This window comes from Actinomadura sp. NPDC049753 (genome assembly GCF_040674655.1).
Classification (GTDB): Bacteria; Actinomycetota; Actinomycetes; order Streptosporangiales; family Streptosporangiaceae; genus Spirillospora; species Spirillospora verrucosospora.
In genome coordinates this window covers 1-20,933 of sequence record NZ_JBFARL010000095.1, presented here as the reverse complement: position 1 = coordinate 20,933, position 20,933 = coordinate 1, and the positions used below count along the sequence as shown (strand labels likewise).

At 70.9% G+C, this 20,933-nt stretch carries 17 protein-coding genes; 8 read left to right on the top strand and 9 right to left on the bottom strand.

Annotated elements, in window-relative coordinates; translation table 11 throughout:
* Positions 1 to 183: 183 nt before the first annotated feature.
* From AB0K37_RS23620 to AB0K37_RS23610, 3 genes are all read right to left on the bottom strand, one after another.
* Positions 184 to 1,473 (bottom strand): FAD/NAD(P)-binding oxidoreductase, encoded by a 1,290-nt coding sequence (locus AB0K37_RS23620; RefSeq protein ID WP_363984498.1) that lies wholly within the window; start codon positions 1,471 to 1,473, stop codon positions 184 to 186.
* A gap of 373 nt (positions 1,474 to 1,846) precedes the next feature.
* Entirely contained in the window at positions 1,847 to 2,026 is a 180-nt protein-coding gene (locus tag AB0K37_RS23615; protein WP_363984496.1) for a hypothetical protein, read from the bottom strand.
* Positions 2,027 to 2,836: 810 nt separating this feature from the next.
* Complete coding sequence (locus AB0K37_RS23610; RefSeq protein WP_363984494.1) at positions 2,837 to 6,862, bottom strand: DUF4185 domain-containing protein; 4,026 nt, start codon at positions 6,860 to 6,862, stop codon at positions 2,837 to 2,839.
* 488 nt (positions 6,863 to 7,350) lie between these two features.
* Here AB0K37_RS23610 and AB0K37_RS23605 point away from each other — a divergent pair, with 488 nt between their 5' ends.
* From AB0K37_RS23605 to AB0K37_RS23570, 8 genes are all read left to right on the top strand, one after another.
* The gene (locus AB0K37_RS23605) at positions 7,351 to 7,611 is read left to right on the top strand and encodes a hypothetical protein (RefSeq protein WP_363984492.1); all 261 of its coding nucleotides are present in this window, start codon (positions 7,351 to 7,353) and stop codon (positions 7,609 to 7,611) included.
* A gap of 88 nt (positions 7,612 to 7,699) precedes the next feature.
* Positions 7,700 to 9,010, top strand: coding sequence for an FAD-binding oxidoreductase (locus AB0K37_RS23600; protein WP_363984490.1), 1,311 nt, complete (start codon positions 7,700 to 7,702; stop codon positions 9,008 to 9,010).
* Between the two features lie 178 nt (positions 9,011 to 9,188).
* Positions 9,189 to 9,788, top strand: coding sequence for a sulfite oxidase-like oxidoreductase (locus AB0K37_RS23595; RefSeq protein WP_363984488.1), 600 nt, complete (start codon positions 9,189 to 9,191; stop codon positions 9,786 to 9,788).
* Between the two features lie 8 nt (positions 9,789 to 9,796).
* On the top strand, positions 9,797 to 10,468 hold the full coding sequence (locus AB0K37_RS23590) for a ferredoxin reductase (RefSeq protein WP_363984486.1): 672 nt from the start codon (positions 9,797 to 9,799) through the stop codon (positions 10,466 to 10,468).
* A 16-nt stretch (positions 10,469 to 10,484) separates the two neighbouring features.
* Complete coding sequence (locus tag AB0K37_RS23585) at positions 10,485 to 10,802, top strand: DUF6510 family protein (RefSeq protein ID WP_363984484.1); 318 nt, start codon at positions 10,485 to 10,487, stop codon at positions 10,800 to 10,802.
* A gap of 10 nt (positions 10,803 to 10,812) precedes the next feature.
* Positions 10,813 to 12,708, top strand: coding sequence for a Na+/H+ antiporter NhaA (gene nhaA / locus AB0K37_RS23580; protein WP_363984482.1), 1,896 nt, complete (start codon positions 10,813 to 10,815; stop codon positions 12,706 to 12,708).
* A gap of 294 nt (positions 12,709 to 13,002) precedes the next feature.
* Positions 13,003 to 13,398, top strand: coding sequence for a rhodanese-like domain-containing protein (locus AB0K37_RS23575; RefSeq protein WP_363984480.1), 396 nt, complete (start codon positions 13,003 to 13,005; stop codon positions 13,396 to 13,398).
* Positions 13,395 to 14,003 (top strand): hypothetical protein, encoded by a 609-nt coding sequence (locus AB0K37_RS23570; protein ID WP_363984478.1) that lies wholly within the window; start codon positions 13,395 to 13,397, stop codon positions 14,001 to 14,003. The genes AB0K37_RS23575 and AB0K37_RS23570 overlap by 4 nt, the downstream gene beginning before the upstream one ends.
* Positions 14,004 to 14,012: 9 nt before the next feature.
* Here AB0K37_RS23570 and AB0K37_RS23565 read toward each other — a convergent pair whose 3' ends face one another.
* The 6 genes from AB0K37_RS23565 to AB0K37_RS23540 form a co-directional block, all read right to left on the bottom strand.
* Positions 14,013 to 16,505: a LuxR C-terminal-related transcriptional regulator gene (locus tag AB0K37_RS23565; protein ID WP_363984476.1), complete on the bottom strand. Its 2,493-nt coding sequence runs from the start codon at positions 16,503 to 16,505 to the stop codon at positions 14,013 to 14,015.
* 53 nt (positions 16,506 to 16,558) lie between these two features.
* Complete coding sequence (locus AB0K37_RS23560; protein WP_363984474.1) at positions 16,559 to 17,548, bottom strand: aminopeptidase P family protein; 990 nt, start codon at positions 17,546 to 17,548, stop codon at positions 16,559 to 16,561.
* Complete coding sequence (locus AB0K37_RS23555; RefSeq protein ID WP_363984472.1) at positions 17,545 to 18,492, bottom strand: ABC transporter ATP-binding protein; 948 nt, start codon at positions 18,490 to 18,492, stop codon at positions 17,545 to 17,547. Before AB0K37_RS23555 ends, AB0K37_RS23560 begins: the two co-directional genes overlap by 4 nt.
* A complete protein-coding gene (locus AB0K37_RS23550) occupies positions 18,489 to 19,265 on the bottom strand; it encodes an ABC transporter ATP-binding protein (protein WP_363984470.1) in 777 nt (258 codons plus the stop codon). The genes AB0K37_RS23555 and AB0K37_RS23550 overlap by 4 nt, the downstream gene beginning before the upstream one ends.
* A complete protein-coding gene (locus AB0K37_RS23545; protein ID WP_363984468.1) occupies positions 19,262 to 20,107 on the bottom strand; it encodes an ABC transporter permease in 846 nt (281 codons plus the stop codon). Before AB0K37_RS23545 ends, AB0K37_RS23550 begins: the two co-directional genes overlap by 4 nt.
* Positions 20,104 to 20,933 (bottom strand): ABC transporter permease (locus AB0K37_RS23540; protein WP_363984466.1); only part of this gene is annotated, 830 nt, incomplete at its 5' end. The genes AB0K37_RS23540 and AB0K37_RS23545, both read right to left, overlap by 4 nt.

Genomic DNA, 20,933 nt, shown 5'->3' with positions numbered 1-20,933 from the left:
CGAGCACTCCCGGCTGCTGAAGCAACTTGGCGGTGACCCTGCTCTCGTCGCCCGCCCAGCATCTGGCCCCAGAAGATGAAGGATTGGCTTACAGGTCAGTAGCGACCCCAGCGGGTCCGTTGCGCCCGCTATCGGGGATATGCGGGGAGGCGGACCTGTCCAGGGGTCCGCCTCCCCGCCCGGTCATGCGGGAGTGGGCTGGTCGGCGCCGGCCGCGATGATGCCGCGGAGACGGTTCAGTTCCTTGGGGTAGTTGACGGTTGCCGCGCCCACCAAGACGCCGTCCCGCGAGAACGCGACCGCGAATTTCGATTCCTCGACCGATCCGGCGACGATCGTGCTCTGGTCGGCGAGGCTCGGAAAGCCAGCCCATTGGACGCGCTTGCCGTGCACGCGCGTGCCAAGTCCGGCCACCTCGACGAACGGTTCGGCGCCGGAAGGACCGCGCAGCAGGTTGCGCGCGGCCAGGGCTCCTTGCCCGTTGGCGTTCGCCCAGTGCTCGACCCGGACCGGCTCGTCGCCGAAGAGCCGATGGGGCCAGCGGGCGACGTCACCTGCGGCGACGACGTCCGGGAACCCGAGCGCGAACAGTTTGTCATCGGTGAGGACGCCGTCCTGGATCTGCACGCCGCTGCCGTCCAGCCACTCGGTGTTGGGTTCGACACCCAGCCCGGCGATGACCAGGTCGGCCGGAATCGACCGTCCGTCGCTCAGATGGACGGCTGCGATCCGGCCGTCGGGACCGCCTTCCAGACGGTTCGCCCGGACCCCGGTCACCAGATCGACGCCGTTCCGCCGATGGTGCTCGGCGAGCCAGTCCGCGACCTCCCGGCCGACGACGCCGATCATGGGGAGCGGCCCGCTCTCGATGAGCGTCACGTCCATGCCCCGGGCCCGTACCGCGGAAGCCACCTCGCCGCCGATGAAGCCGCCGCCGATGACGACGACCTTCTGGGGCTTGTGCGCGAGAGCGGTCCGGAGCGCCTTGGCGTCGTCGATGGTGCGCAGGACGTGTACTCCGGTCAGGGCCATCTGGTCCTCGGGCAACCGCCGCGGCCGGGCACCGGTCGCGATGACCAGGCCGTCGTAGGCGAGTTCAGAGCCGTCGTCCAGGACGACGGCTCGATCCGTTGCATCCAGCCGGACCGCGCGGCGACCGCCCAGCCATGTGGCGTCGAACTGGTCGCCACCCGGGAGGGCGACGTCATCGTCGCCGGTGAGAACGTTCTTGGACAGCGGCGGCCGGTTGTACGGCAGATGTGGTTCGGCCCCGACCAGGCTGAGCTCACCGGCATACCCCTCGCTCCGGAGAGTCTGGACGGCGCGGATTCCCGCCAGCGAGGCCCCTATGACAACGATCCGAGTGTGATCACCCATGGCTGCGCTCCTCTCAATATGCCCTACCCCCCTAGGGTATATGGAGCCTTGCGACGTCTGGCAACCTGAAGACGCCGAGACGAAGACCGGCGACAAAGTTCGACCGTCCTGTCGGCCCGCGTACGCGTGGATGGTCTACTCACCCGGACGCGCACAAGGAGATCGTCGCCTCCGCCCCTGACCGGCCTGAGCGCGGGAGGACGGCAGGCGGGACCGCTGAGGCGAGTCCGGGCGCCCGGCTCCTTCAGATGTGCAGTGAGCGATCCGGCCCGGGCCGCTGATCGGTAGAACGCAGCGACTTCATCGGGCAAGCGTTGACGACGCCGAGGATGCGCCCCAACCGACCTCACGAAGATCGAGGCTCACGCACGACCGCAAAACGGGGAAACATCAGAAGTCCGCACAACGGAGGGAAGCTCAAGATGTTGTCAGAAGGCCTCACGATGACGCGGTCGTAGAGCCCGGCATGTCATTTGCTCGGCTGGGGAACCTTGCAGTTGGCGGTGGGGTTGAGCCCGATGTAGTTAAGCGGACCGGTGGCCCAGGTGATTCCGATCGTGGCGACTTTGGCGCAGCTGCCATCGAATTGGGCGTAGTAGTGACGCTGTCCCGCGGCGAGCGCTCCGATGATCAGCCAGGCGACGAGCATCCACCGTCCGGACCTCATCGCAACCTCCAGTGACCGCTTCGCCGACCCTGGGGTACGACACTAACGACAAGATCGTCCATAGTTAAGCAAGTCCGGCCGGGTGTGTCATGTCACCAACGTCTAGCGCGGCCGCTATGCCCTCAGCGAAGCTCCGCCCACCGGAAGTCTCCCGACGACCCGACCGTGCACAAGCCGCTTGACTCCCCGACCAGGAGCAGCGTGCGGCTGCCGACGGGCTCGGAACCCGCGCGCCGGCGACCCGGTTCTCCCTGCACGCCGACACCGCCGAGGAGATCCACTCCTACGACCTCGGCGAACCACTGCGCCCGGACCGGTGTTCCCGCAGCAACCTCGTCCAGCGCCCAGCCCAAGCGGTCATTGGCGCCACCTCGGCGATGAACTGGCTCGCCGCACGCATCGCAGGCCAATCCCCCAGGGCAACCACCGCTGCCTCCTCCTTCCACACCAACCGGCCTCTGGCGCACGCCGGGCACCGCTGACCAGCCGAACACCGGTCAGCGGCGCTCACGGGCCGTCCACGCCCAGCTTTCGCGGTTTCCCCACCACCGCTTCGACCTGGGCAGCCGGGGCCGATGGTTCGTCGCTGGTGTTGCTGCAGCACCCCAGGAATCTGCTCCCGGACGGTCTGCCTGGAACACCGTTGATCGCGGCAGGCGAGCTGACGTGCACGCGCCTGCACCGCCACTGGCCGCCCGGCGACGGGGACTTCGGCCACAGTCCGCTCGCACCACAGATGCGCACGAGCACCTCTCGACAGCGCATCCCGGGCAACACGGCACGGGCGGCGGATCAACTCTGCATCGAAGCTAGGGCCTCCCGAACCCGCTCGGCGGAGTTCCGTGTGGTCGCGGCGAGGGCCTCCAACTCAGGCGAGTGCGAATCCCCTGGTGGGAGGCCATGAGTGACCATCCCAGGCACGCTGACCGTGCCCGCGAGGCGTTCCATCAGCGTCAGCAGTTGCGACAGTCTTTCCCTGGTCAGGGCCGGTATCGGTAGCTGCGCGGCGACCTCGTTGGCCAGCCGGGCTCCGGCCGCGGCGGCTTCGCGCTGCTTGGTGAGCTCAGAATCGCCCAGGTCAGGGTGGCCGGCCCAGTAACCGAACCAGTAACCGGTCTCATGGTGGCGCTGGGCCAGGTCCGTCCAGACCTGGACGATGTCGATCCGGTGATCCCCTTCCAGGTCTTGATAGGCCCGCCGGGCCAGTTCGGCCGCCCGGATTCCCGGCGCCATATCGGATGATCCGTGCGTGGAGAGACCGATCAGCCGCCACAACAAGCCGGCAAGCCGCAGCACGTCCTGCGGCGCGAGATCTGCGCCGGGAAGTGCCTCCACCATGGGCTCGAGTATCTCCATCGCGCGTTGAGCGGCCTCGCGTTGCCTTGCGAGTTCGACGCCGGCCTCGACCGGGTCGCCTCCGCCCCACAGGAGCGCGTAGCCGGTCACATGATGGCGTAGTGCCTCGTCCACCAACGCCGACGCCAGTTCCAGCGACAACGAGTCGGCTCGTGTGCCGAGTACCTGGGCCTCGTCGGCTTGTCCGGCAGCGGCGGCGCCGCGGCTTGCGGAGCGCAGGGAATTCGCGAAGGTCCTGAGGGGCAGATCGATGCTCATCTGCATGGACTGGTAGGGATTCCAAACCGACATGGTGAAGTACACCCGTACGTTGGTTCCCTCGAGACGGGTGTAACGCTCGAATTGATAGGGGCCGTAGACGTCCCCCCAGGTATTGTCGGCGTCACCGAAGGTGTGCTGTGTGTGGTCGCGTCCAGGCTGGTGAATGAAGGTGCCGTACCCGTCCCGGACGTCGAACACGACGGCAGGTTCGGTCCATGGTCCGTGCGGCCGGGCTCCCGCACGCATGACGATGCGGTGACGATCGATGCCGTCGTTCTCATTCCAGAACGCGAGCCAGTTCTGGGCGGTCGCCGACCAGCGGACCGACAGTTCCCCGACGTTTCCCGCCGGGAACAGGGGTGCGGCGGACCTTTCCTCCCCCGTCCAGCCGTCGGCACCGGCGAAGTACCGCCATCCGCCCGGTGTCCCGATCGAGGCCGCGGGTTTCGTGGCGAGGTAGACGTCGCTCGACCGGTAGCGGGCGGTGCCGAACACGACCAGTTGCCGGCCGGCGGGGAGGCCATGCGCCTCCCCGTCGACGATCGACGTGGAGACATTGATGAAATGGGCGCGTGGCAGGTCGTAGAGGTAGGTGAACGTGTGGCCGTCATCGTCGCTGCGGGCGACGACCGTCCGGCCCATGACGTCTCTGCCCTGAGCCTGGTAGTGGTCGGTGGAGAAGAACCCGAATATCGCACCGCCCCAGCTGACGCCGTCCAGGGGCACTTCGAACCCGCCTTGGCTGATGCCGGGAACCCGGGGCGGTTCGCGCCGGAATGCCAGCTGCAGCCCTTCGTCGGGAGTACCACCTTCCACAACGGCGATCGCGTCGAGGTTGTCGGTCTCGCCCGAGAACGGTCCGCGCCACGTGTCGCCGAACATGACGAAGGTCCGGCCATCGTGCTCGAACGAGACTCCCAGGTCGGTGCCGGTGATGCCGAACCGGCTCTCGGTCCTGTTCAGCGCGAAGGGCGGGGGGTCGTCCCTCCCATTCCAGCCGGTGCGGTCGTACTCGCCGGTCAGCTGCTTGATCCGGACCGCGGAAGGCCGCACGACGGCCAGCTCGTCGAGCATGTCGACGCAGACCGACCGCAGCCAGGGGTGGTCGACGTTGTCGTTCGGATGCCAGTAGTGCGCCACGGAGCCGCGGTCTTCCTCGACGAGCACCTCGAAATTGCGATGGTCGCCCGCGCCGTAACTACTCCGGAAGAGGGTCGCGGTTCCCCTGCACGATTCGGTCACGTACTGGCCGGCCAACTGCCACTGCGCGGGATCCGCCGAATCTCTCCAGATGTGCCACAGCACGACCGCGCCCCTTGGCCGCCGGATCGGGACGACCAGCTCGAAGTTGCCATGGTCGCCGGATCCAAAATCCGACTGGACGAGAGACGGCCCGCCTATCACTTCGCCGATCCCGTGGAGAATGTCGAGGCTGACGCCCGCCTCCGCCTCGGGTGAACGCCAGGTAAGGGTGCCGGTGCTGTTGTCACTCCAGAACTGCCGCAGCCCGACCCCGCCCCCTGGCCGCGGGAAGGGCACCACCACCTCGAAGTTCCCGTGATCTCCGGTAGTGAAGTCCGACTGGATGAAGGCCGCCGGGCCGGAGACCTCCTCGCCCTCCGAGGTGATCCATCCGGCGCGCCGCCATGGCTGGTCGACGTCGCCGTTGTCGTGCCAATAATGCGCGAGTCGCAGCTTTCCGTCAGGTTGACGAAGGGGAACCACGACTTCGAAGTTGCCGTGGTCGTCAGACCCGAAATCCGATTGGAGAAGGGCGGCCGCGCCCGCCACATCCTCGTTGGCGTCCGTCACCCATTGCCCCGCGTTCCACGGGTTGGCGACGTTGCTGTTGTCGTGCCAGAAGTGCCGGAGCCTGCACGTTCCGCCGGCCACTCGGATGGGGACCACCACCTCGAAGTTGCCGTGATCGGCCGAGCCGAAGTTCGACTGGATGAGCGCCCCGGGGAAGGCGGCGTCGGCGGCTATCTGCTGCCCGCGCAGCCAGGGCTGCCAGGGCAGGGAGTTGTCCCGCCACCAGTGCCAGAGTTCGTCCCCCTCCAGGATGCACGCCTCGAAGTTCTTGTGGTCACCGGCCCCGAAATCCGCCTGGATGACGCTGGTCGGGCCGAGCCGCTGCGCTGCGCGAACGGCCGACCGCGGACGTGGCGCGAAACGGATCTGCGCGGTGTTGCTCGCGGGATCGAACGACTCGACGATCAGCCGTAGATTCGGCCGGACCCCATTAGGGAGCACATGTTCCGGCACCAGTTCGGGCGTACCGATCGTGGCCCCGGAGCGCACGACCGGGATCTTCCCCTGGTAGTTCGCGCGGACACCGCCCCCGGGGGCCTCGATCAGTCCGTGGAGCACGACGGCTTCGCCGGGCCCGTCGGGCAGTGCGAGTCCCGCGTCCCAGTTGGTCGCGACACGCAGCTCTGCCGTCCACTGGATGCGGTCGACCTCCACCACCGCGAGGACCGTCTCGCCGGGACCGGCCTCGCTCAATGCCCGCAGCCGCACGGATTCGCCGAGCGCCACCCGCCGCACCCCGCCTGACGTGCCGAAGTCCGGCAGGGTGTTGAACAGCGTGGCGCCAGCCGGCATCGGGCCGAATTGCTCCCAGAACCGCATGTCACTCGCCAGGACGGGTTGCGGAACCGCGGAATCGGCCGGCCTCGGACGCACGTGCGTCGGATCTGTTCCGCCGAAGGTGAGCGCGCTCATTATGCAGTAAGGGTCACCGTATTCGACGGCACCCGCGAAAGAGTGGTCGAAGCCCAGCGTGTGGCCTATCTCGTGCGCCATGTAGGAGTGACTTCCCGCGAAGTCGAGCACGGCGTACGCCCCGCTGGCGCCGGCCGGAGACGGGTTGTCGAACATGAATACGATCTTGGGCCCGAAATGCGCGACGTATCCGGGCGCGGCCGCGATCGCCGCGGCGATCGTTTCGTCTCTCGTGCGATGGCTCTGCAGATCCCCGCCAGCGTCGAAATACGTGTCGTGGGTGAGCCCGATCGACTGGATCGCGTCGACCTTCGCACCGGACACCGCGTCGATGATCCCAAACGTGCACTCGCTCCAATAGCGGCCAAGGCTGTGCCGGGCCGCCCCGAGGAAGATCTCGCGCATCGCGGCGGCTTTGTCCCCTCGCGGCTGATCCGACCAGTGGAACTGCTGAATGATCATCGGAGCCTGCAGCATGAGGTCCCCCTGAACGCCTGATATCGGCCGGTGCCGAGCCACGGAGCCCGAGTTCCCGGACTACGGCAGATTCAGCTTGGCTGCCGCGATCGTATGAAACACATAAAGGACGATCAACCGGCAAGGCCGTAACTGGTCAGCTGTCGTGCTTAGGTGAGCTGATTTCAGGCCGTTCCCAGAAGTCAGGGGCGGTCGGCGGCAAGCCCGATCCCTTCTGACGGAATTTGACCATGCGGACTTCGCGTCCGGATGCGTTGTTGTCGAGGGGTGTTCTGGCCCCGCCGCGAAGACGGCGGGGCCGGCCAGTTGTTGTTCGTGGGTCCTTGGGCGGTGGTCCATGGGGTGCCGAGACCGCCGGCGCGGGCAGCGGACGTCCGGGCTCCAGCAGCCGGACGAAACCAGTGATCCGCACGTCGTGCGTGGACTGGTCCAAGTCAGCTCCAAACCCCTTCCAAGTACTCGGGAGCAGCCTGATCACGTCGCCACCGATGAAGGGCAAGGAACAGATGAGCGTCAACACCCAGGACATGGAGGTCGTCCACCGCGTCCTCCGCCGTGAGTCACGGCTGCCGGCGGAGCTCGTCGCGGCCGTCGCGCCGGGTGACGCCGCTCGCGCCGAAGTGATCGCCGACCACTTCCGCGTCCACCGGCCGGGCCCGCACAGCCATCACCAGGGCGAGGACGAGCTGCTGTGGCCGCCGCTCCTGTCCCGGGTGGACCTGGAGTCCGAGATCGAGCAGCCCGCCTGACGTCTGCATGACGTGCACGAGCGCCGACCGGCCCGTAGTGCAGAACGGTGTTCCTCCGTATTTCCGATAACTCGAAAGGGAGACGACGATGACGATGGACGATCTGCGCGGAGTCCTCAAAGGACGCGTGCTCCTGGCCGATGACGACGGCTTCGAACAGGCGGCGACCGCGTGGAATCTGACCGTCAGGCAGCCCGTGGCGGCCGTGGCGGAGGTCGCGGACGCCGATGACGTGGCGGCGCTCGTGCGTTACGCGCGGCGAGCGGGTCTGACGGTCACCGCGCAACCGAGCGGGCATGGCGCCTCGGGTGATGTGGAAGGCCTGATCCTGCTGCGTACCGGCCTGCTGAACGAGGTCGAGGTACGCGCGGAGGAGCGCGTGGTCCGGGTGGGCGCCGGCGTGAAGTGGGGGCAGGTGCTGGCGGCGGCCGGCCCACTGGGTCTGACCGGTCTGTCCGGCAGTGCGCCGGGGGTCAGCGTGACCGGCTACACCCTGGGCGGTGGGGTCGGGTGGTTCAGCCGCAAGTACGGCTTCGCCTCCGACAGCGTGCGGGCTTTCGACATCGTGGACGCCGATGGCGAGCCGGGCCGGGTGACCGCCGAGTCCGATGCCGAGCTGTTCTGGGCGCTGCGCGGCGGTGGCGGGGACTTCGCGGTGGTGACCGCCCTCGAACTCGAGCTGTATCCCGCGCCGGTCCTGTACGGCGGGCGCGTGATCTGGCCAGAGCACCGGACCAGGGAAGTGTACGACGCGTTCCTGGAGATCACCGCCGATGCGCCGCGTGAACTCAGCGTCTGGATCAACCGGCTCCAGCCACCCGGAGCGCCGCCGATGGTGACGCTGGATCTGGCCTATCTGGGCGAGGCGGCCCGGGGGGCGGACCTGCTGGCGCGCATTGACAAGATCGAGGGAGCGACCTCCGACAGCCGCGGCGTCGTCCCGGTCGCCGACCTTGGGGGCATCGCCGCCGAGCCCACCGATCCGGCCCCGTCCATCGCTCGTGCGGAGCTGCTCACCGGCCTGGACGCGGACGCGGTGGAACTCCTGCTGGAAAAGCCGGTCGAGCCGCTCATCAACGTGCAGATCAGGCACCTGGGCGGAGCGCTCGCCGAGCCGGGCGGCGGGGCCGGTGCGAGCGGCGCTGTGGCTGAGCCGTACCTGCTCGGCCTGGTGGGGCTCGGCCTGCCGCACACGGCCGATGCGACTCGCGCCAAGCAGACCGAGATCGTGGCCGACCTGGAGGCCTGCATCAGCGGCCGCAAGCCGTACACCGTGCTGTCCCCCGGGGAAACGGCGGCGAAGTCCTTCTCCGGCAGCGCGCTCGCGCGGCTGCGGGAGATCAAGCGGGCCCGTGACCCGCACAACGTGTTCCGCGCGAACTACCCGGTGCTCGGATAGACCGGTCCCCGGCAGGTCACGGCCCCTCCGCCCAACACGGCGGAGGGGCCGCGCTGTGGGGACGGTGCGGCGACGGTGGCGGAGGAGTTGCGGGATGGGAGTCGCATCGGGGTCGTCGGGGTGGGGAAGGTAGGGCCAGAGGGCGGGATCCGTTCGTGCCTGATGAGGGGAGGCTGTGATGGGGATCGTTTCGCCTGGGTTCCATGGGCGGCGGCGCGAGTCCGCGGTCCGGTTGCCGCCCGGGCAGTACCTGACCGAGGATTTTCCCGTGCTGTCGGCCGGTCCGACCCCGCGGGTCCCTCCGGAGGAGTGGGAGCTCACGGTGACCACGGAGACCGGGGAGCAACACCGGTGGACGTGGCGGGAGCTGCTGGATCTGCCGTTCGAGACTCCACGGGTGGACATCCACTGCGTCACCAAGTGGTCCAAGCTGGGCACGGACTGGCAGGGGGTGTCGCTGGACGTTCTGTTGGCCGACGTGGAGACCGCGGCCGATTTCGCGCTCGTGTCCTCGTACGGCGGGTACACCACCAACCTGCCGCTTGAGGATCTGCTCGACGGCAAGGCATGGATCGCCTACCGCTTCGACGGTGAGGAGCTGGCGCCGGAGCATGGGGGGCCGGTACGGCTTCTGGTTCCGCACCTGTACTTCTGGAAGTCGGCGAAATGGTTGCGGGGCATCGACCTGCTGACCGAGGACGAGCCGGGTTTCTGGGAGACCGCCGGCTATCACGACTACGGGGACCCATGGCGCGAGCAGCGGTACCAGGGCGACTAGCGTGGCGCGTGGCGCGGCTGGCCGAGACGCGTCGGGAGACGGAAACGGCCCGCACGCTGGTCTTCGAGGTGCCGGGCTGGCCGGGGCATCTGGCCGGTCAGCATGTCGACGTGCGGCTGACCGCGGCCGACGGCTATACCGCGCAGCGCAGCTACTCGCTCTCCGCGCCCGACCGGGTCGAACTCACCGTGCAGCGGATCCCGGACGGTGAGGTCTCCCCGTATCTCACTGATGTGCTCGGCGTCGGCGATCCGGTCGAGATCCGGGGCCCGGTGGGCGGCTGGTTCGTGTGGCGGCCCGATGCGGGACGGGACGTCCTGCTGATCGCGGGCGGTTCCGGGATCGCGCCGTTGATGGCCATGGTCCGTGCCCGCCGCCTGGCCGGGGCGGAAACCCGGTTCCGGCTGGTGTACTCCACGCGCACGCCCGGGGACGTGTTCTATGCCGACGAGCTGCGGCGTCCCGAGCCCGGCCTGGAGGTCACGTGCGTCTACACCCGGGTGCCCCCTGACGGCTGGCCCCGCCCGCCCGGCCGGCTGACGGCGGCGGATCTCGGGGACGGCCCGCCCGACCGTGACTGCTTCGTCTGCGGGCCGACGGGGTTCGTGGAGTCGGCGGCCGACCTGCTGCTCGCCCGCGGTCACGACCCGCGGCGGATCAAGACCGAACGTTTCGGCTGAACGGAGGCTGAGCGAGATGAACGTGCCCCGCCGGGAGGACGCCCCGGGCCGGCGTTCCATGGATCATGTGGACGGCAACGCCCTGGCCGGCCCGCTGAGCGAGCTGTTCGCCGTGGACGTCACGGCGGCCACCGGCCGCTGCGTCAACTGCGGGCTCACCGGCCCGATCGCCGAGCTGCGGGTGTACGACCGGGCGCCCGGCCTGGTCGCCCGCTGCCCCGGATGCGGCCACGTCCTCCTGCGCTATGTCCGGACACCGGACTCGGCCTGGATCGACCTGACCGGGACGGTCTCCCTGCGCGTCCGGCTGCCGGACGGGGAGGGGCCCGGGTGAGCGTCCAGCGATGACGGAGCGCCGAGCGGGCCCGCCCTCCGGATCGTTCGCCGACCGGACCGCGTGGGCGCGCAACCTTCGGACCCCGCTGCGGGAGTTCATGCGCACCGAGACGGGCGGCGCCTTGGTCCTGCTGGCCGCGACGCTCGTCGCGCTGGTCTGGGCGAACGCGGACGCGTCCTCCTACGAGCGGGTGTGGGAGACGCAGGTGTCCGTCCGGTTCGGCGGCGCCGGCCTCTCGCAGGATCTGCGGCAGTGGGTCAACAGCGGCCTGATGACGGTGTTCTTCTTCGTGGTCGGGCTCGAAGCGCGCCGCGAGTTCGACATGGGAGAGCTCCGCGACCGGCGGCGGTTCGCGCTGCCGCTGGCCGCCGGTGTCGGCGGGATGGTCGTGCCGGTGGCCCTCTACCTCGCCTTCAACTCCGGCGGTCCGGCCGCCCACGGGTGGGGCATCGCGATGTCGACCGACACCGCGTTCGCGCTCGGCGTCCTCGCGCTGGTCGGACGGACCTTCCCCCCACGGCTGCGCACGTACCTGCTCACGGCCACCGTCGTGGACGACGTCATCGCGCTCGCGGTGATCGCGATCGTCTACAGCGGCGACATCGCGCTGCCACCACTGCTGCTGGCGATCGGCATCCTCGCGGTCACCGTGCTGGTGCGCGCCCTCGGAATGCGGCAGATCCCGGTGTACGTCGTGCTGGGCGTCGCCGCGTGGGCGGCGGTCCAGGCCGCCGGGGTGGAGCCGGTGGTCGTCGGCCTGGTCATGGGACTGCTGACGTACGCCCATCCGGCGGCGCGCGACGACCTGGAACGCGCCACCGAGGTCTTCAGGCTGTTCCGGGAGCAGCCCACCCCGGAGTTCGCCCGGTCGGCGCGGACCGGGGTGGCCGCGGCGATCTCCCCGAACGAGCGGCTCCAGCTGCTCATCCACCCGTGGACGAGCTACGCGGTCGTGCCGCTGTTCGCGCTGGCCAACGCGGGCGTCACGATCACCGCCGGGTTCCTCGGCCGCGCCTTCACCTCGGCGGTGACGCTCGGCATCGTGGTCGGCTACGTGGCCGGGAAGCCGCTCGGGATCCTCGGGTCCTCATGGCTGGTGACCCGGGTGAGCCGGGGCCGGCTGCGTCCACCGGTCGGATGGGCCGCGGTCGGCGGCGGCGGCGCGATCGCCGGCATCGGCTTCACCGTGGCCCTGCTGATCGCGACGCTCTCCTTCACCGGTGAGCGGCTGGAGGAGGCCAAGATCGGCGTGCTGTCCGCGGCCCTGGGCGCCACGGTCGTGACCTGGGTCGTCGTCCGCGCGACCGCGCTGCTGCCGCCGCGCAGGCGGTTGCGGGCGCTGCTCGGGACGGCGGAGAGCATCATCGATCTGGCCGCACCGGTCGAGCCCGGTCGCGACCATGTCCGCGGTCCCGCGAACGCGCCGGTGACCGTGGTGGAGTACGGCGACTTCGAGTGCCCGTACTGCGGACGGGCGGAGCCCGTCGTCCGGGAACTGCTCGCCGACCACGGGGACGTCCGGTATGTGTGGCGCCACCTGCCGCTCAACGACATCCATCCCCAGGCGCAGCTCGCGGCCGAGGCCGCCGAGGCGGCCGCCGCGCAGGGCCGGTTCTGGGAGATGCACGATCTGCTGCTCGAACGCCAGGACGCGCTGCGCCCCCGGGACCTGCTCCGCTACGCCGGCGAGATCGGCCTCGACGTCGACCGTTTCCGCGCCGACCTGCGCCGGCACACCGGTGCCGGGCGGATCGCCGAAGACGTCGACTCGGCCGACGTGAGCGGCGTCTCCGGGACCCCGACCTTCTTCGTCAACGGACGGCGCCATGTCGGCGCCTACGACATCGCGACCCTTTCCGCGGCGGTCCGGGGCGCTCGCAAACGCGCGGCGGTCGGCTCCTGACACGAGCGTCCCCAGGGGGGAATCGTGCTCCGGCCTCGCCGAGCATGCTGCTTCGTCTCTCCCCTTTGCTCGCGGAACATCCGGCGTGCTTGGTTTCCTCGCCGCTTCCCAACGTCGCACGCCATTGTTGGCCCGTGGCCGTGTTGTGTTCCCCCGGCGGAACAATGACCAAGCCGGACGGAGCGGCCAGAGTCCTTCCCGGACGTTGTCTCCGTACTGAGCACGGATGTGCGTTCTGCCGGGCCCCTGTCAGATGGGAGGAGGCAAGGACACCCGAGAGTCCGAGGTGAGGCAATGAGCAGTTCCGTCAGGCAGCTGGTGACCCGCGCACGAGACGAGGTGCGCAACATGTCGGTGCCGGAGGTCGCCGACGCGCTGGAAGGCGGCGGGGTGACGCTGGTCGATCTCCGTGAGCCCGATGAGGTCCGGCGCGAGGGCGCCATCCCGGGCGCGGTGCCGGCGCCCCGCGGAATGCTGGAGTTCTGGGCGGATCCCGCCAGCCCGTACCACCGCGAGGAGTTCGTCCCCTGCGCGCGGACGATCCTCTACTGCGCCTCCGGCGGCAGGTCGGCGCTGGCCGCGCAGACGCTGCAGGCGCTCGGCTACACCGACGTCGCGCACCTCGACGGCGGGCTGGCCGCCTGGAAGGAGCAGGGCCGGCCGGTCACCTTCGCGGCGGAGCGGCGATGAACGAGGCGGGCTTCCTCGCCGCCCCTCCCCTGACCGACGAGGCGCTGCGCATGTTCGACGAGGACATCGCCGAGACCGGCCACGTCATGAACAACTCCAGGCTGTGGGCCCACCGGCCCGGCCTCGCGGCCGGGCTCTTCGAGCTGCTCGGGGAGGCCGGCGCGGCGGCCGGACTCGACTTCCGCGAACGCGGCGTCCTCATCGCCGCGTGCGCTTCGGCCGCCGGCGACTCCTACTGCGCACTGGCCTGGGGCTCCCGGCTGGCAGAGGCGAGCGACGCGGACACGGCCGCCGCCGTGCTCCGCGGCGTCGACGCCGGGCTGACCGCCCGGGAGCGGGCCCTGGCCGGGTGGGTGCGGAAGGTCGCCGGCAGGCCCCACGGCACCGTCGCGGAAGACGTCCAGGAGTTGCGCGACGCCGGCTGGGACGACCCCCAGGTGTTCGCGATCACGGTGTTCGCGGCCTTGCGCGTCGCGTTCTCGACCGTCAACGGCGCGCTCGGCGCACGTCCGGATGCCGCCTTCCGCGCCACCGCTCCCCCGGCCGTGCTCGACGCCGTGACCTACGGCCGTCCGATCGAGGACGAGACCTCGAAGCTGAGCTGACCGAAGCCTTCACAGCGGGCGCAACGCGGTGAGCGGGGTGCTCCGGCCGGTGGCGAGGGCCATGGCGAAACCGGCGGGCCCGAGGCGTTCGCGGAGGGCGGCCCGGAGCGGCGGCTCCGGGCTTCCGGGAGACGCCGGGACGAGGTTCTCGGCGGCGCCCAGCAGGATCGCGGCGCGGTCGGGTCGCCCGGTCGCGTGGTCGGCGCCGGCGAGCAGGAGCAGGCTCGTCACGAGCACGTTCCGGTCGCCCAGACCGACGGCGATCTCCAGGGCCTCGGCGAGGTGCCGCCGGGCCCGCCGGTGGTCTCCGGCGGAGGCCGCGGCGCCGCCGAGGCCGTGAAGGCACCGTGCGGCGCAGCGCAGGTCGCCGATCTGACGGAACTCGGAAAGCAACCGGACGAACCGGGGCTCGGCGGCGGCGTGGTCCTCACGTGCCTGGTCGAGGCGGGCGAGGGCGACCTCGGCGTGCAGGCGCTCGTGCTCGTTGCCGCTGGTCCCGGCCAGCCGGGCGGCCTCGGTCAGCCAGGTCGCGGCCTCGTCGAGACGGATGCGGTCCTCGATCGCGACATTGGCCATGTGGAAGAGGCAGTTGGAGCGCTTGACCGGATTGTGGAGCCGGTCGAAGAGGTCGGCGGCGTCCGCCAGCCGGGTCAGGGCCGCCGGGGCGTCCGGCACGGACAACCCGAGGCGGAACAGCGCCAGAGCGCGATGCCAGTCGTCGCCCAGCCGCTCGAAAAGGGAGACGGCCCGTTCGAGGACCTCGAACTCGCTGCCCCGCGCCACCACCGCCGCCCTCGCCGTCCAGCCGAGGGCGAGCAGGGCCAGCGCCCGGTCGTGCGCCGGGGCGTTCTCGGCCCGTTCATATGCCTGCTCGGCGAACCCCCGCGCCCGTTCGGTGTCCTGGTAGTCGAGGAGGATCGCGCAGGTGATCGCGGCTCGGACGCCCAGGGAGCCTTGCGGAAGGGGATGCGCGAGCAGCGTGTCGAGCCAGTCGAAGAGCTCGCCGCGGGCGCCGAGCACCTCCCAACCGGTGCAGATCCCGGCGAGGAACTCCCACGCGACGGTCGTGTCCTGCCGCTGGAGAGCCCATTGCATCCCGGCGCGCAGGTCCGCCCAGTGGCGCCCGAACCAGCGGAGCGCAGCGGCCTGGTCGCGCCCGCAGAGGTCGGTCAGCGCGGCCACGCCCTGCCCCAGGTGGTGACGGGCGTGCTGTTCCCGTGCCAGATCGGCGGTCCCGCTCGCCTCGAGCCGCCGGTGCGCGAACTGGCGGACGCTGTCGAGCAGGCAGTACTCGGTCATCTCGTCCTGCCGCCGGCGCGAGATCAGCGAGCGGTCCAGGAGGCGCGGGAAGACCTGGACGAGGGCGGCCGCGCTCAGCGGCGGATAGCCGAGGATCCGGGTCGCGGTGTCGTAGTCGAACGCGGCCGGAAACACCGAGCAGCGTTCGAACAGCAGTCGCTCCTCGCCGCTCAGGAGCTCGTAGCTCCAGTTCAGCGCCTCCTCCAGGGTGCGGTGCCGGGCCGGTGCCCCGCGCGCCCCGTCGGTCAGCACCGCGAACCGGTCGTCGAGCCGGGCCCGCAGCTCCGCCGCGGAGAACACGCGGGTCCGGGCGGCCGCGAGCTCGATCGCCAGCGGCAGGCCGTCCAGCCGGCGGCAGATCACCGCCACGTGCCGGGCGTTGTCCGAGGTGACCTCGAAACCGGGCGAGACCGCGGCGGCGCGGTCGGCGAACAGCCGCGCGGACGCCGCGCTGAGCACTGCCGCCGGGTCGTCGCCCTCCTCGGGGACCTGCAGCGGCGGGATCTCGTACACGACCTCCCCCGCCACCCGCAGCGGCCCGTGGCTGGTGGCCAGCACGTGGAGGCCGCGGGTGGTGGCCAGCAGATCCGCGAGCAACGCCGCCGCACCCTCGGCCACATGCTCGCAGTTGTCGACGAGGAGCCAGTGCCGCCCCTTCGCGAGCGCGGCACGGATCTGGGCCCGCGAGCCGCCCCCGTCCCCGGCGGCGAGTCCGAGGGCGTCGGCGAACTCCCGTTCCGCGCTCCGGCCGGGCGCGGCGCGGGCGAAGTCGACCAGGACCGCCGGCGGCAGTTCGGTCACCAGGTCCGCCAGTCGCAGCGCGAGCCGGGTCTTGCCGGTCCCGGCGGGTCCCGTCAGCGTCAGCAGCCGGTTGGCGCCGACGAGCCGGCGCAGGTCGTCGATCTCCCGGTCCCGTCCGACGAACGAGGAGAGCGGCTTGGGCAGGGCGGCGGCGTCCCGGAGCGCCCTCAACCGCTCCGCCGCCTCGACCAGGACGAGCCGGTTCGGTGAGGCTCGCCGGTCAGGGCCGCCGAGCTTGCGGAGAAGGGACGAGACGTGGCTTTCCACGGTCCGTTCCGACACGTGCAGGACGTCGGCGATCTCCTGGTTGTGCAGGCGATCCCCGACGAGCCAGAAGATCTCCAGCTCGCGGGGCGTCACCCCCGCCGCCCGCAGCTCGTCCGGAAAGACGTCCGATCCCACCCTTGGAGTATCCCGTCCTCGGCGGACGCGTCCACCCGGGCCTCACGTCATGTTCAGCGGTCGGTGACGATGAGCAGGCGCGGGCTCTGGTTCAGGCGGCGGGCTCCGACGTCGGTGCAGACGACGACGTCCTCGATCCGCGCGCCGTACAGTCCCGGAAGGTAGATGGCGGGCTGGACGGACACGGTCATGCCGGGCTCGATGACGGTCCGGTCCTCCGATGTCAGGTAGGGCGGTTCGAACTGGTCGAGGCCGACCCCGTGGCCCGTCCGATGGACGAAGAACAGCCCGTATCCGCTGGCCGCGATGGCGGCGCGGCAGACCTCGTCGATCTCGGCGGCGGTGACGCCGGGGCGCACCGCCTCGCAGGCGGCGCTGTGGACGGCGAGCACCACGGAGTACATGGCCTCGAAGTCCTCGGGCGGCTCGGCGACGACGAACATCCGGGTGATGTCGGAGCAGTAGCCCTCGTGCCGTCCCCCGATGTTGACCAGCACCGCGTCGCCCGGGTTGATCACCCGTTCGGTGGGCCGGTGGTAGGGCGCGGCGGAGTGCTCCCCCGCCGCGACCGTGACGAGCGTGACCTCGTCGTGGCCGGTCTCCAGCAGAAGCAGGCGCAGCAGCCGCGCCATCTCCCGTTCGGTGGCGCCGGACCAGCGGAGTTCGGACGCCATCGCCACGGCCCGGTCGGCGGCGACGGCCGCGCGTTCCATGGCCGCGATCTCCGCGTCGGACTTGCGCATCCGGAGCGGTGCGATGAGCGGCTCGGCCGAGGCGAACAGGGTCTGCGGGCCCAGCCGCTCCTGGATGGACAGCAGCTCGTGCGCGGGCATCTGGGGGTCGATGGCGACCCGCGCGCCCACCGGGATCAGGGACGACGCGTCGGGGACGTGCTCGGGCGGGCCGTCCGGCGTGATGACGAGGAAGCCGTGCCGCGCCGAGCCGGCCAGGTACCGCAGGTTCGAGGACGGCCGCAGGACGAGGACGTCCACCCCGTGCTCGATCATGCGGGCCCGCACCCGCTCCACGCGATCGTCGCTCATTCCGGCGCCGACTCGTAGAGCCAGCAGGCCACCCCGCGTTCCTGCACCGGCTCGCGCTTCGAGCAGATCTCCATGGCGTGGGGGCAGCGCGGGTGGAACCGGCAGCCGGACGGCGGCGACGCGGGGTCCGGCACGTCGCCGGGCAACTCGGCGGGGAGCGTGCCCGCCCCGTCCGGCGCCGGGATGGCGGCGAGCAGGGCCCGGGTGTAGGGGTGCTGGGGGTCGGCCCAGACCTCGGCGGTGCGGCCGATCTCGACGATCTTGCCCAGGTACATGACCGCGATCCGGTCCGCGATCATCCGGACGACCGACAGGTCGTGGCTGATGAAGAGCAGCCCCGCCCCCGACTCCACGGTCAGTGCCCGCATCAGCCCCGCGACCTGCGCCTGGGCGGAGGCGTCCAGCGCGGAGATCGGCTCGTCGCCGATCAGCAGGGAGGGCTGGGCGGCCAGGGCGCGGGCGATGGCGATGCGCTGCCGCTGCCCGCCGGAGAACTCGTGCGGGTAGCGGCCGGCCATGTCGGCCGACAGCCCGACCCGCTCCAGCAGCTCGCCCGGAGTCGGGCCGCCGCGGCGGCCGTCGGCGATCTGGCCGCCGACCCGGCGGCGGGGGTTCAGCGACGCGAACGGGTCCTGGAAGACCATCTGGATCCGGGTCAGCGCGGGGTCGCGGCGGCGCAGGCCGAGCGGCGTCACCGGGCGGCCCTCGAAGCCGATGGAACCGCCGGACGGGCGGATGATCCCGCAGATGGCGCGGGCCAGCGTGGACTTCCCGCAGCCCGACTCGCCGACGAGGCCGACGACCTCTCCCGGCGCGACGGTCAGGTCGACGCCCGCCACCGCCCGCACCGGGGGCCGGTCCGGGCTGCGATGGTCCACCACCAGGTCCGAGACGGACAGCAGCGAGGTGTCGGGCGCCGGCTCGGCGCCGTCCGGCAGTCTCATGAGGTGCTCCGCTCCGGCAGGGCGTCCAGCAGCATTCGGGTGTACTCGTCGGCGGGCTCGCGCATGACCTGGGCGCGCGCGCCGGTCTCGACCAGCAGGCCCGCCCGCATCACGCTGATCGTGTCGGCCACCGCGGACATGACGCCCAGGTCGTGGGTGACCAGCAGGACGGCGAGCCCGAGCTCGTCGCACAGGCCGCGCAGGAGGCGCAGGACGCCGGCCTGGACGGTCACGTCGAGCGCGGTGGTCGGCTCGTCGGCGATCAGGACCTTGGGGTCGCAGGCCAGCGCGGCCGCGATCGCGATGCGCTGGCGCATGCCGCCGGAGAACTGGTGGGGGTACCGCCGGAAGGCGCCGTCGGCGTCCGGGATGCGCACCCTCGTCAGCAGTTCGACCGCGCGGCGGCGCGCCTCGGCCTTGTCCAGCCCCAGATGGTGGCGCATGTGGTCGGTGAGCTGGCGGCCGATCGTGAGCATGGGGTGCAGGCTCGTCGACTGGTCCTGGAAGACCATGCCGATCTCGCTGCCGCGCAGCGCGTTCATCTTCTTGGACGGGAGGGACAGCAGGTCGGTCCCGTCGAACAGGATCCGCCCGCCGGTGCGCGCGCCGTGCGGAAGCAGTCCCATGACCGCCAGCCCGGTCATGGTCTTCCCGGAGCCGCTCTCGCCCGCCAGCCCGTGGATCCGGCCCGGTTCCAGGGCGAGGTCGATCCCCCGGATGATCTGCCGTCCCCCCAGCTCGACGGTGAGCCCCTCGATGTTCAGCAAGGTCACAGCGCCCGCTCCTTGATCGCCCGTGCGGTCCGCGGGTCGAGTGCGTCGCGCATCGTGTCACCGAGGAAGTTGAAGGCCAGCACCACCGTCAGGATGGCCAGGCCGGGGAACACGCCGACCCACCACTTGTCGAACACGTGCGTGGCCGACGCCACCATGGAGCCCCACTCGGCGGTGGGCGGCTTGGCGCCGAGCCCCAGGAACGACAGTCCCGACAGCAGCAGGAGCTGGGTGCCGATGTCGAGGGTGGCCAGCACCAGGACGGGGCCGGTCACGTTCGGCAGCACGTCGGTGCGCAGCGAGCGCCACGCGGAGAACCCGAGCAGCCGCCCGCTGATCACGAACTCGCGGGACCGGATGCCGAGCACCAGGCCGCGGGTGACCCGGGCGTACGCGGGCCAGGACACGACGAGCACGGCCAGCACCGCGTTGCGCAGGCTGGCGCCGAGCGAGGCCGCCACGGCCATCGCGAGGATGACGGTGGGGAACGCGAACACCAGGTCCGCCACCCGCATGATCGTCTCGTCCAGCCAGCGGCCGAAGTAGCCGGCGCACGCCCCCAGCAGCCCGCCGATGACGACGGACATCGCCACCAGCAGCAGCGTGAGCGGGATGGACAGGCGCGCGCCGAACAGCACGCGGCTGAGGACGTCGCGGCCGAGTTCGTCGGTGCCGAACCAGTGCGCTCCGCTCGGCGCCTGGAGCCGCGGGAACTCCTGGCTCAGCGGGTCGTGCGGCGCGAGCAGCGGCGCGGCGAGCACCACGACCAGCCATGCCGCCGCGATGACGAGGCCGACGACGGCGAGCGGCTTGCGCCATGCCTCCGGCACCCTGCGGCTCACGTGTGCCTCACTCTTGGGTCGATGACGCCGTACAGCATGTCCACCACCAGGTTGACCACCACGTAGATCACGCCCACCACGAGCCCGACGCCCATCACGGCGGGCAGGTCGAGGGTGGTCGCGCTCTTGTACGCGTACTCGCCGACGCCGGGCCAGGCGTAGATCGCCTCGACGAGCACGGTGCCGGACAGCAGGCTGCCGAAGGCCAGCCCCGCCACCGTGATGACCGGCACCAGCGCGGAGCGCAGCGTGTACCGGAAGAGGACGGTGCCGGCGGGCAGCCCCTTGGCCCGGGCGGCCCGCACGTAGTCCTGTCCGAGCACCTCCAGCACGGCCGACCGCGTGAACCTCGTGAGCAGGCCGATCGTGTACGCGGCGAGCACCAGCGCGGGCAGCACGAGGTGGCCGGCGGCGCTGGCGAAGACGTCCCACTGGCCGGCGAGCGCGGCGTCCACCGTGTACAGGCCGGTGGTGTGCGGGGGCGGCGCCATGGCCGGGGAGAGCCTCCCGGAGCCCGGCGCCAGCCCGAACTTGTAGAAGAAGAGGTAGAAGGCCAGCAGCGCCAGCCAGAACGTCGGCACCGACACGCCCGCCAGGCTGGTCACCCGCAGGAACTGGTCCACGAGCCGGTCCCGGCGCAACGCCGCGATCACTCCGAACGCGACGCCGAGCAGGAGCGACACCAGCAGCGCCGTGCCGGCCAGCTCGAACGTCGCGGGGACGAACTCCCGCAGGTCGTCGGCGACCGGCCGGTGGCTCTGCTGCGACTCGCCGAGGTCCCCGCGGACGAGGTTGCCCATGTAGGTCGCGTACTGGACGGGCAGCG

Excerpts from the sequence above, each read along its gene's own strand:
- AB0K37_RS23610 (WP_363984494.1), bottom strand. The coding sequence starts at position 6,862 with ATGCTGCAGGCTCCGATGATCATTCAGCAGTTCCACTGGTCGGATCAG.
- AB0K37_RS23555 (WP_363984472.1), bottom strand. The coding sequence starts at position 18,492 with ATGAGACTGCCGGACGGCGCCGAGCCGGCGCCCGACACCTCGCTGCTG.
- nhaA (WP_363984482.1), top strand. The coding sequence starts at position 10,813 with ATGACGGAGCGCCGAGCGGGCCCGCCCTCCGGATCGTTCGCCGACCGG.
- AB0K37_RS23585 (WP_363984484.1), top strand. The coding sequence starts at position 10,485 with ATGAACGTGCCCCGCCGGGAGGACGCCCCGGGCCGGCGTTCCATGGAT.
- AB0K37_RS23615 (WP_363984496.1), bottom strand. The coding sequence starts at position 2,026 with ATGCTCGTCGCCTGGCTGATCATCGGAGCGCTCGCCGCGGGACAGCGT.
- AB0K37_RS23570 (WP_363984478.1), top strand. The coding sequence starts at position 13,395 with ATGAACGAGGCGGGCTTCCTCGCCGCCCCTCCCCTGACCGACGAGGCG.
- AB0K37_RS23560 (WP_363984474.1), bottom strand. The coding sequence starts at position 17,548 with ATGAGCGACGATCGCGTGGAGCGGGTGCGGGCCCGCATGATCGAGCAC.
- AB0K37_RS23605 (WP_363984492.1), top strand. The coding sequence starts at position 7,351 with ATGAAGGGCAAGGAACAGATGAGCGTCAACACCCAGGACATGGAGGTC.
- AB0K37_RS23600 (WP_363984490.1), top strand. The coding sequence starts at position 7,700 with ATGACGATGGACGATCTGCGCGGAGTCCTCAAAGGACGCGTGCTCCTG.
- AB0K37_RS23595 (WP_363984488.1), top strand. The coding sequence starts at position 9,189 with ATGGGGATCGTTTCGCCTGGGTTCCATGGGCGGCGGCGCGAGTCCGCG.
- AB0K37_RS23575 (WP_363984480.1), top strand. The coding sequence starts at position 13,003 with ATGAGCAGTTCCGTCAGGCAGCTGGTGACCCGCGCACGAGACGAGGTG.